The 9,600-nt window shown below is 39.2% G+C and carries 6 protein-coding genes and 5 tRNA genes; 4 read left to right on the top strand and 7 right to left on the bottom strand.

Annotated features, from left to right (window positions below):
• Positions 1–601: 601 nt before the first annotated feature.
• Together IE199_RS21605 and IE199_RS21600 are read left to right on the top strand one after the other, a co-directional pair.
• Positions 602–1,399, top strand: a complete 798-nt coding sequence (locus IE199_RS21605; RefSeq protein ID WP_189774970.1) for a CPBP family intramembrane glutamic endopeptidase — start codon at positions 602–604, stop codon at positions 1,397–1,399.
• Positions 1,400–2,536: an AraC family transcriptional regulator gene (locus IE199_RS21600; protein ID WP_189774968.1), complete on the top strand. Its 1,137-nt coding sequence runs from the start codon at positions 1,400–1,402 to the stop codon at positions 2,534–2,536.
• 60 nt (positions 2,537–2,596) lie between these two features.
• Here IE199_RS21600 and IE199_RS21595 read toward each other — a convergent pair whose 3' ends face one another.
• From IE199_RS21595 to IE199_RS21570, 6 genes are all read right to left on the bottom strand, one after another.
• A complete protein-coding gene (locus IE199_RS21595; protein ID WP_189774966.1) occupies positions 2,597–3,265 on the bottom strand; it encodes a hypothetical protein in 669 nt (222 codons plus the stop codon).
• Between the two features lie 882 nt (positions 3,266–4,147).
• Positions 4,148–4,223: transfer RNA gene (locus IE199_RS21590), tRNA-Val, on the bottom strand.
• 21 nt (positions 4,224–4,244) lie between these two features.
• Positions 4,245–4,320: transfer RNA gene (locus tag IE199_RS21585), tRNA-Val, on the bottom strand.
• A gap of 20 nt (positions 4,321–4,340) precedes the next feature.
• Positions 4,341–4,416 (bottom strand) — tRNA-Val (locus IE199_RS21580).
• A 28-nt stretch (positions 4,417–4,444) separates the two neighbouring features.
• Positions 4,445–4,520: transfer RNA gene (locus tag IE199_RS21575), tRNA-Val, on the bottom strand.
• A gap of 22 nt (positions 4,521–4,542) precedes the next feature.
• A tRNA-Val gene (locus tag IE199_RS21570) sits at positions 4,543–4,618 on the bottom strand.
• Between the two features lie 243 nt (positions 4,619–4,861).
• On the opposite strand from IE199_RS21570, the gene gltX reads away from it, so the two are divergent.
• Positions 4,862–6,274: a glutamate--tRNA ligase gene (gene gltX, locus IE199_RS21565; RefSeq protein ID WP_189774964.1), complete on the top strand. Its 1,413-nt coding sequence runs from the start codon at positions 4,862–4,864 to the stop codon at positions 6,272–6,274.
• A gap of 271 nt (positions 6,275–6,545) precedes the next feature.
• The gene (locus IE199_RS21560; protein ID WP_189774962.1) at positions 6,546–9,053 is read left to right on the top strand and encodes an acylase; all 2,508 of its coding nucleotides are present in this window, start codon (positions 6,546–6,548) and stop codon (positions 9,051–9,053) included.
• A gap of 28 nt (positions 9,054–9,081) precedes the next feature.
• Here IE199_RS21560 and IE199_RS21555 read toward each other — a convergent pair whose 3' ends face one another.
• Positions 9,082–9,567: a hypothetical protein gene (locus IE199_RS21555; protein ID WP_189774960.1), complete on the bottom strand. Its 486-nt coding sequence runs from the start codon at positions 9,565–9,567 to the stop codon at positions 9,082–9,084.
• Positions 9,568–9,600 lie beyond the last annotated feature (33 nt).

The raw sequence follows: 9,600 nt of genomic DNA, 5'->3' as shown, positions 1-9,600 counted from the left end.
ATGCTTAGCGACAATAGCGTTGTAGAAAGTTCCCATGTGAGAGTAGGACATCGCTAAGCTTTTATTCCAAGAAAAGGCCGTCTTCACAGACGGCCTTTTTTAATGGGCAAAATTTATGGAGTACTCTCACGAGAGTAGGGCGAAGCAGGATAAGATTGAATAAATAGTTTTATTCAATCCCTGATGAGCGGATTGAGCTCTGCGAAATCCCGGATCTGAGCTAAGCTTTTATTCCAAAGAAAAGGCCGTCTTCACAGACGGCCTTTTTTTATCGACAAAATTTATAGAGTACTCTCACTTGGTCGTTCCTTGCCATCCATGGCACCACGACATTAGTGAATCCATTCACGTCAGTAGGGTTAAAAAGAGCCAAGATGAACAATTTCTTGTTGGCCCTCTTTAACCGAATGAGCTCTGGTAACCCCCTGGTCATTAAAAAGAGGTTTCATTTAGCCTTAACGATTTAACAGCCTTAAATAACCCATCCTACTTTTCTGATAGCCTAAAAAGACGTCCATCTAGGTTAGTTGGACGACAACTAACCTTACACCATGAATGATAGCGGCTTGCTTAGTGTCAATTTTAATAAGAGGAAAAGCGTATGACAAAAGTAAGCAGTGAAATGAAAACATCGGTGTCCAAATTAAATGTGTCTCCGATTATTCAAATTATTATTTTATATCTAATTGCTGTAATCGTTCAGCGTGTAGGTAGTGAGTTAACTTCGCTATATACAATTAATACTGTAACGCAAAATTTTTTTGAAAACTTTGTTGGTTTAGTATTTGTTTTATATGTTGTTGTAAAGCTTAATTTATGGAGCAGAATATATTGGTTTAGTCATTTGTCTTTTAAGCGCTGGTATCTGTTTTTGTTACCATGTGCCTATATCTTGATAAATATCGGTGAGCTTTATCCGCATTCGAATCAAGATTTAGTTGTTGGGCTATTATCAAATATGTTTACCGGCTCTTTGGAAGAAATACTATGTCGGGGGATAGTGATAGTTATCTTGTTTGATTATCTCATAAAGCGTGAACACAAAAATATCCCGTTAAAGGCTGCCTTATTGTCATCTTTGCTGTTTGGGTTAGTACATTTTGTCAATGTATTTGAAAAGCCAGAAACAATAGGCGTGATTACGGGACAAGTAATTTATGCAACCTTTATAGGGATGGGCTTTGCTGCTTGTTACTTGCGCACTCGTTCATTAGTACCTTTGATGATAATTCATGCTGCAATCAATATTATGGGTTTTTTAACATCTGCTCCTAACGAACCGGCAGCTGCATCTTTTATTGACACGTTACCAGCAATAATCATCTGTTTCCCTTTAATGATTTATGGCATCGTTATATTATCTGGTGATAAGTCTAACTCTATAGAATTTAGCAGATAATTGGAAGTAGAGGGAGCATGGTCTCCCTATATTAAAAATATGAAAATTGAATTACAGAGTATTCCTCACCTTATCGCTAGTTGTTTGTTTCTGATCTTGGCGACACGTACTTTATTAACAATTGAATTGAATAAAAACACTAATACTAATAAATGGCTAGCGTCACTTTTTTTAGTATTAGCCCTTTTGTTATTTGATGAATTTTTATTTTTAAATGCTCTTATCTTTAATAACAGCGCTCTGTGGGAAAAGTTGATTACATCATTGAATTTAACAATAGGTCCTTTAACCTATTTTTACGCACAAGCGATGACTTCCAATTCGGAAAATAGGCGAGGATACTTCTACCTACATTTTTTGCCTGCGTTTACGTTCTTTATAGTCTCGTTGTTTATCAGTTCTGAAATGTTTAACAATAATAGCAGTGTAAAAGTGACGTTCAGTCTTTTGTTTTTGGCGACTTTGTTACCATATGTTTTTAAAGTGTTAGCTGACTTGTCAACATATCAACAAGGTGTGAAACAACACTTTTCAAGCTTCTTAAATCATGACTTAAGCTGGTTAAAGTTGTGGGCAGGGTTTATGGTCATTATGGCAATTATTATCTGTCTTTCACCTGTTGCTGAGCAATTTAAACTGCTTAGCCAATTAATGCCTGACGTACATTATTTGTTGATTATTGCCTCCGTTGTCTTTTTATTAATGCCAGACATCAGTAAACAAAAATCCATTGAAGACAAACCTTTAGAAAAACAAATACAAGATTTACCAGGTCAGGAGCTAACCGCTGCGTTTAAGCATATTGAACAACTTTTTATCGAGCAAAAGAGTTATCTCAATAATGAGCTAACGTTAGCTGAGCTTTCTAAACTTTGTCAGTTACCTGAGGTGTTAGTATCAAATGCGATCAATCATGTAGGAAAGCAATGCTTTTACGATTATGTTAATACACATAGGATAGAAGAAGCTAAACGTTTGTTAATCAAACATAGAAGTCGTTCGGTGATTGATGTAGCGATGGATTCAGGCTTTAATGCTAAATCCACATTCTATAACGCCTTTAAAAAATTTGTCGGCCAATCTCCAAGTGAATTTCGAAAAGCAAATCAAAATTTAAATGATGAATGCCAAGCTTAAATAAATACGTGAATTGCTAGCTGTTGGAAAGAAAACAGCTAGCTACATTGGCCCGCTAAGTTATTCTCGTGTGATAATAGTTTCGCCATGGTTATTGTAAACAACTAAATAAGAATACCCCTCATTAACGCTACATAGGTCTATTTCGGTATCGTCAACGATTAAACTATTTGCACACTGGTTTATCTGCATGAAATCTGATACTTTCCCTTTTTCCAGCGTCGTAGCAATATTATTCGTTCCATTTGTATAGACGTGGGCATTTACATTGGAAAATATACGAACGTTATAAACATTTGCTTGTTCTTTGCGCTTTTGTCGAAAAGTATCAAACTGTAGTTCATTGTAGTCCTTCCATATAACCCCCCAGTATTTTTTACCTGCAGAAAGGGTTGTTTTACTTTTTGCATTGTAATGCAAACTATTACTATCAATGGCACCAATATGAATAGCATTATTTATGTTTTTGTATTCATAGTCATAAGTTGTACTCACACTAGCAGTAGGGATGTTATCTGCTACATTGTATGAACTTCTAAAAAGTTTGTTCTCGTCATCATCATCGAATAGGTCATCTCGTCTTATGTGAAAATCCATCATAAGATCTGTACTGTTGATAAAACTAAAATCAACTTCCGATTCAGTCACGTCCTTGAAGTCGTCTGATGAACTTCCCCCACAAGCAGTTAGCGCTATCAATAGCACTATAAGATAAGCAAATTTTGTCATTAGAAAATCCTTTCAAAAATAAATTAAATTGCACACTTAGTTTTTAATCTGCAGGCATTATAAGTACGAAATCATGTGTAAGTTGTGAAAAAAAGTATTCCATTTGTAAAAAAGCTTAATTTTTATTTTTACAAAAAAATACGTATTTCAATAAGATGAAAGAAATATTAAATATGGTTTTACGAAAAAAGCACCTCAACATAAAACTAAGGATTGTACGGCGTAGGGTAAAGGACTTGAACCATTGATTGGTGCGGGTTGTTAAGAGTAGAAGGTGCTTGCACCGAACTTACGTACGCGACATTTGAGAAAATATTTTAAATTAAAGCTTGGTTCGAAATCATTCAGAAGATTTTTGGTGGACGGTACTGGGCTTGAACCATTGATCGGCGCGGGTTGTTAAGAGTAGAAGGTGCTTGCACCGAACTTACGTACGCGACATTTGAGAAAATATTTTAAATTAAAGCTTGGTTCGAAATCATTCAGAAGATTTTTGGTGGACGGTACTGGGCTTGAACCAGTGATTGGCGCGGATTGTTAAGAGTAGAAGGTGCTTGCACCGAACTTACGCACGCGACATTTGAGAAAATATATTAAATTAAAGCTTGGTTCGAAATCATTTAGAATGATTTTTGGTGGACGGTACTGGGCTTGAACCAGTGATTGGCGCGGATTGTTAAGAGTAGAAGGTGCTTGCACCGAACTTACGCACGCGACATTTGAGAAAATATATTAAATTAAAGCTTGGTTCGAAATCATTTAGAATGATTTTTGGTGGACGGTACTGGGCTTGAACCAGTGATTGGCACGGGTTGTTAAGAGTAGAAGGTGCTTGCACCGGACTTACAAGTATATTATTTAAAGATTTTTATACGAAATATTTGGTGGACGGTACTGGGCTTGAACCAGTGACCCCCGCCTTGTAAGGGCGGTGCTCTCCCAACTGAGCTAACCGTCCGGGTCGTGATGGTTTATGACTTGGTGGACGGTACTGGGCTTGAACCAGTGACCCCCGCCTTGTAAGGGCGGTGCTCTCCCAACTGAGCTAACCGTCCGGGTCATAAAGTATTTGATTTGGTGGACGGTACTGGGCTTGAACCAGTGACCCCCGCCTTGTAAGGGCGGTGCTCTCCCAACTGAGCTAACCGTCCAAATCAAATGGGCGTATATTCTGAAAATTGGTGGACGGTACTGGGCTTGAACCAGTGACCCCCGCCTTGTAAGGGCGGTGCTCTCCCAACTGAGCTAACCGTCCAGAATATACTGAAACAGAAACGTGGTGGACGGTACTGGGCTTGAACCAGTGACCCCCGCCTTGTAAGGGCGGTGCTCTCCCAACTGAGCTAACCGTCCGTCTCTGTGGTGGCGTATTATAGGTTGATCCAAAAAGCTGTCAATACAATATCTGTAAAAATCTTATATTTTTTCATGAATTTGAACTGAATGCCGAATTAATCAACACATTGCTCGATTAACGATCTTTTTTGTAAAGCAAAATACTTTCAAGGTGTACACACGCTGTTTGCCTGCTAAAATAGCGCCACAATTACAGTCGGTTTTAACAATAAAGCCTTTATCAGATTTAGTGAGATTTTCATGAGCTTGACTACGCGATTTGCTCCAAGCCCTACAGGGTATTTACACGTTGGTGGTGCGAGAACCGCTTTATATAGCTGGTTATATGCACAAAAGAACGGTGGCGATTTTATTTTACGTATTGAGGATACAGATTTAGAGCGTTCAACTCAAGAATCTGTTGACGCAATTATGGACGGCATGAATTGGCTAAATCTTCCTTGGACTCAAGGTCCATTTTTCCAAACTCACCGATTTGACCGTTATAAAGAAGTTATCGCACAACTTGTAGAGTCAGGTAATGCGTACCGTTGTTACTGTACACAAGAAGAAGTTGAAGCAATGCGTGAAGAAGCTCGCGCAAAAGGCGAAAAAGAAAAGTACAATGGCATGTGGCGTGAACGCACTGATTATCCAGAAGATAAGCCTTACGTGATTCGTTTTAAAAATCCACTTGATGGCAATGTGGTCATTAAAGATTTAGTTAAGGGTGAAATTGTTATTTCAAACCAAGAACTAGACGACTTAATCATTGCTCGCTCAGACGGCTCACCAACTTATAACTTAACCGTAGTTGTTGATGACTGGGACATGGGTGTTACACATGTCATTCGTGGTGACGACCATGTTAATAATACGCCACGTCAAATTAATATTCTTGCTGCATTAGGCGCTCCATTACCAGAATATGCTCATATTCCAATGATTCTGGGTGACGATGGTAAACGTTTGTCTAAGCGCCATGGTGCCGTATCTGTGATGCAATATCGTGATGAAGGTTACTTGCCGGAAGCATTGCTTAACTATTTAGTGCGCTTAGGTTGGTCACACGGTGATCAAGAAATATTCTCTCGCGAAGAAATGATTGAGCTCTTTGATTTAACAGGATGTAACCGTGCACCGTCAGCGTTTAATACTGATAAGCTAATTTGGGTAAATCAGCATTATATGAAAACACTAGCGCCAAGCTATGTAGCTGAACATCTTGAATGGCACATGAAAGATCAAAACATTGATACAGCAAATGGCCCAGCATTAGCTGATGTAGTAACAGTGCAAGCTGATCGCGTTAAAACATTAAAAGAAATGGCAGAAATTTCACGTTATTTCTTTGAAGACTTCACTGAGTTTGATGCTACTGCAGCTAAAAAGCACTTACGCCCTGTAGCAGAAGCACCATTGCAATTAGTTAAAGAAAAGCTCAGTGCTCTAGCAGAATGGAAAGCTGAGCCTATCCATGCAGCGATTAACGCAACAGCTGAAGAATTAGAGCTTGGTATGGGTAAAGTAGGAATGCCACTTCGAGTTGCGGCAACGGGTGCAGGCAACTCGCCATCACTTGATATTACTTTAGAGCTTTTACCAAAAGAAAAAGTGTTAGCTCGCATTGATATGGCATTGGCGGTAATTGAAGAAAGAAAAGCCAATAGCTAATAAAAGTTTGTCTTTGTAGATAGGGCTCCTTTAAGGAGCCTTTTTTTTCGAAAAATTTAAGCGAATATTTTAAATTTTTTAAAAAACTGGTTAACCAGAACAATAGCTTAAATTAAATGTTCTGTAGAGCAATAATACATCAGTAAATGCATAAAAAATGCTCATTTGGTTAACTTGATTCCATTGTGAAATAGCTTTTTCTATGCTACATACTGGTACGATCAGATAAAAATAATACCGATAAAAATAAGCAGAAATGGGGAGCTAGCACGTGAATTTTACCAAAACCAAAATTGCGAAATCGATAACCTTGATTTCTATCTCTAGCATTTTATATGGATGTGGAAACGACCATAAATATGAAAGTAGCAGTACATACCAACCTCCTGAACCACCACCTGTAGTAACACCTGAGACACCTTCACCTATACCGAGTTTTGCTCCAGACGGTAATCTTACTGCTAACATTCGCTGGACAGATTATGGTGTTCCACACGTAACGGCAGACAACCTTGAAAGTTTAGCGTATGGCGTTGGCTATGCTTTTGCTAAAGACAATATCTGCGTATTAGCCGACCAAATCGTTAAATATAATTCGCAACGATCTAAATACTTCGGACCCGACATGGTGCCGGGCTCAGGAGATTCGGAGCATTTGATTAATGACTTTGGTTATTTGACATTAGATATTCGCCATCAAGCACAAACCCATTTCAACAGCATGTCAGACAACAGCCGAGCATTGTTGATGGGTTATGCCGCAGGTTATAACAAATACCTTGCAGATACCGGTGCTCAAATTGATGCCACCTGTGCAGGACAACCTTGGGTGCAGCCGATTGACCATATCGACATTTTAACGTATTCATTAGGTATTGCCTTACTGCCGGGAGCTGCTAACTTTTTAGGTCCTATGTTCTTAGCTGCGCCTCCTGGGGAAAGCTATTTACCGTATCCTAAAGTCGCCAGTGCCTCTTCTGCACCTTTGTCAGTCAAACCCAAAGTTAGTTTGCCCGAGAAGAACCCAATGGATTTAGGTTCAAATGGTTGGGGTTTGGGTAAAGACAAAACTGAAAATGGCAAAGGCATGGTATTAGCCAATCCACACTTTCCACATACTGGTAATCTAAGGTTTTGGCAATTTCATAGCACAATCCCTGGCCATATGAATGTCATGGGCGGTTCACTCTCTGGTATGCCTGGCGTGGTAAATATTGGTTTTAATGAAAATGTTGCATGGACACATACATTCTCAACCGCTGAGCACTTTGTGGTGTATCAACTTGCTATGGATAATACCTTACCAGGTAATAATCAACTTATTGATGGTACACGCAGACCAATTGATAAACGTGAATTGGTGATCGATGTTGCTGTTGCTCCGGGGCAAACCATTAAGTTAGCCAAAATGACTTATTCGACCGTACAAGGACCAATGATTGTCGTTCCTGGTAATTTTGAATGGACTGATACAGGTGCGTTTGCCGTCAAAGATGCTAATGCAAAAAACTTCGATATTATCGATCACTGGTTAGCAATGAACGTATCTGAAAACTTAGATGAGTTTAAACAAGCATTTAAAGATTACGACGGCGTTATCTTTAATAACACCATGTCAGCAGATAAAAATGGTGACGTGTTTTATATTGACGACTCTACCGTGCCACACTTAACGCCAACAGCAATTCACGAATTAACGACCAACCCATTGTTAATTGGTGCCAAACAAGCAGCAGGATTTACTATTTTGCCTGGCCATATTTCTAACTTCGTTTTTGAAGGGGCAGTGCCTTATGAGCAAGCACCAAAATATGAGGGTAGTGATTATGTACAAAACTCTAATGATAGCTTTTGGTTAACTAATGCTGGCATGCCAATCACTGGCGTATCACCTTTGTACGGTAAAGTAGGTAATCAACAAACATTGCGCTCACGTATGGCACACAAGTTACTAGCAGACGCGGCAGGTGACGATGGGCTATTTTCACCGATGGAAGTTGAATCGGCATTGGTCGGCAACCGAAATTATTTAGGGGAAGCGGTTTTAACCGATTTATTAGCGGCTTGTAGTGCTAAAGGTAGTACGCCGGTAAATGGCGTAGATATTAGTGAGGGGTGCTCTGCATTAGCCATGTGGGACGGCACTATGAATAACGACAGCGTAGCAGCTCATCTGTTTAGAGAGTTTGCCTTCCAGTTTGCCACTGATCCACAGTGGAATGTGCCATTTGACGCTGAAAGCCCGTTAACTACGCCTAATACTTTAATTAAAAATGATACAGTATTAGCGCAATTTGCTACCGCGATCACTAAAGTAGAAGCAGCTGGTATTGCGCTTGATGCGAAATTAAGCCAAGTGCAATTTGTTGAACGCAGTCTGCCAAATGGTCAGCCTTCTGGTGACAAAATTCCATGGGCAGGAGCTCATAACATAGAAGGTGGTTTTAACGTCTTTACTTCGCGTACAGGCAACGATGGTACGTTAAATCCGAGACACGTATACCCAGCGCAAGACGCTAGTTCAATTTTAAGTACCGCTGCGCAAGGTTATCATATCGGTTATGGTAGTAGCTGGATGAGTGTTGTTAACTTTACCGATGAAGGACCTGTAGCTCGTGGCTTATTGAGCTATTCGCAAAACAGAGCATATGGGGAAGAGCACAATACTGATCAATCACTATTGTATTCAATGCAGCCTCAGTTGCGACCTCTGCATTTTAAAGAGGCCGATATAGAAGCCAATAAAATTGCTGAAATGACCATTTCCAGTAACGAATAACAAAGCAACAGCCATAAAAAAACGAGCACTAGTTGCTCGTTTTTTTATGGTTTTCAATGAAAGTAGTACAGTCGCCTAAATGTTGATTATCAATCAGATAACGAATCTTCCATTGGTTGTTTTGTTTAATCATCTGAAAGCTATTTACACCGCAATGGCTTAATTTGCCATCTAAATAAAAAGCATAAGGTGTCCATGCACTGGCCAAATTATCACTGGTTTTAATGGTGACATTAAACAAATGTTCATCCAAATGTTTGTCTGTTTGACTAACAAAAGCCGCAAATTTTGCTAACTCTGTTTGTTTTATCGAATTATCTTTATGGGCTCGCTCTAGCATTGCACCCTCAACAAACTGAGCTAAAAGTTTTTCACCGTCATGTTCTCGCATGGCATCAAACATATTATTAATCGGTGTCATTGCAGGTGATGCATCATTGGCGATGGCAGTTGACGTATACTGACTTAGTACAAGAAAAGCTGTGGTGGCAACAAAAGATTTAAGTTTTATCATTATTATTCTCTCTTTTTTAGGTTACTTGATAGT

Origin of the sequence: Thalassotalea marina (genome assembly GCF_014656435.1) — a bacterium.
Taxonomy (GTDB): Bacteria; Pseudomonadota; Gammaproteobacteria; order Enterobacterales; family Alteromonadaceae; genus Thalassotalea_C; species Thalassotalea_C marina.
The sequence above is the reverse complement of the archived record's forward strand: the minus strand, read 5'-3'. Positions and strand labels throughout refer to the sequence as shown.

Coding starts and splice junctions, on each gene's coding strand:
- IE199_RS21605 (WP_189774970.1), top strand. CDS start 602: ATGACAAAAGTAAGCAGTGAAATGAAAACATCGGTGTCCAAATTAAAT.
- IE199_RS21595 (WP_189774966.1), bottom strand. CDS start 3,265: ATGACAAAATTTGCTTATCTTATAGTGCTATTGATAGCGCTAACTGCT.
- gltX (WP_189774964.1), top strand. CDS start 4,862: ATGAGCTTGACTACGCGATTTGCTCCAAGCCCTACAGGGTATTTACAC.
- IE199_RS21555 (WP_189774960.1), bottom strand. CDS start 9,567: ATGATAAAACTTAAATCTTTTGTTGCCACCACAGCTTTTCTTGTACTA.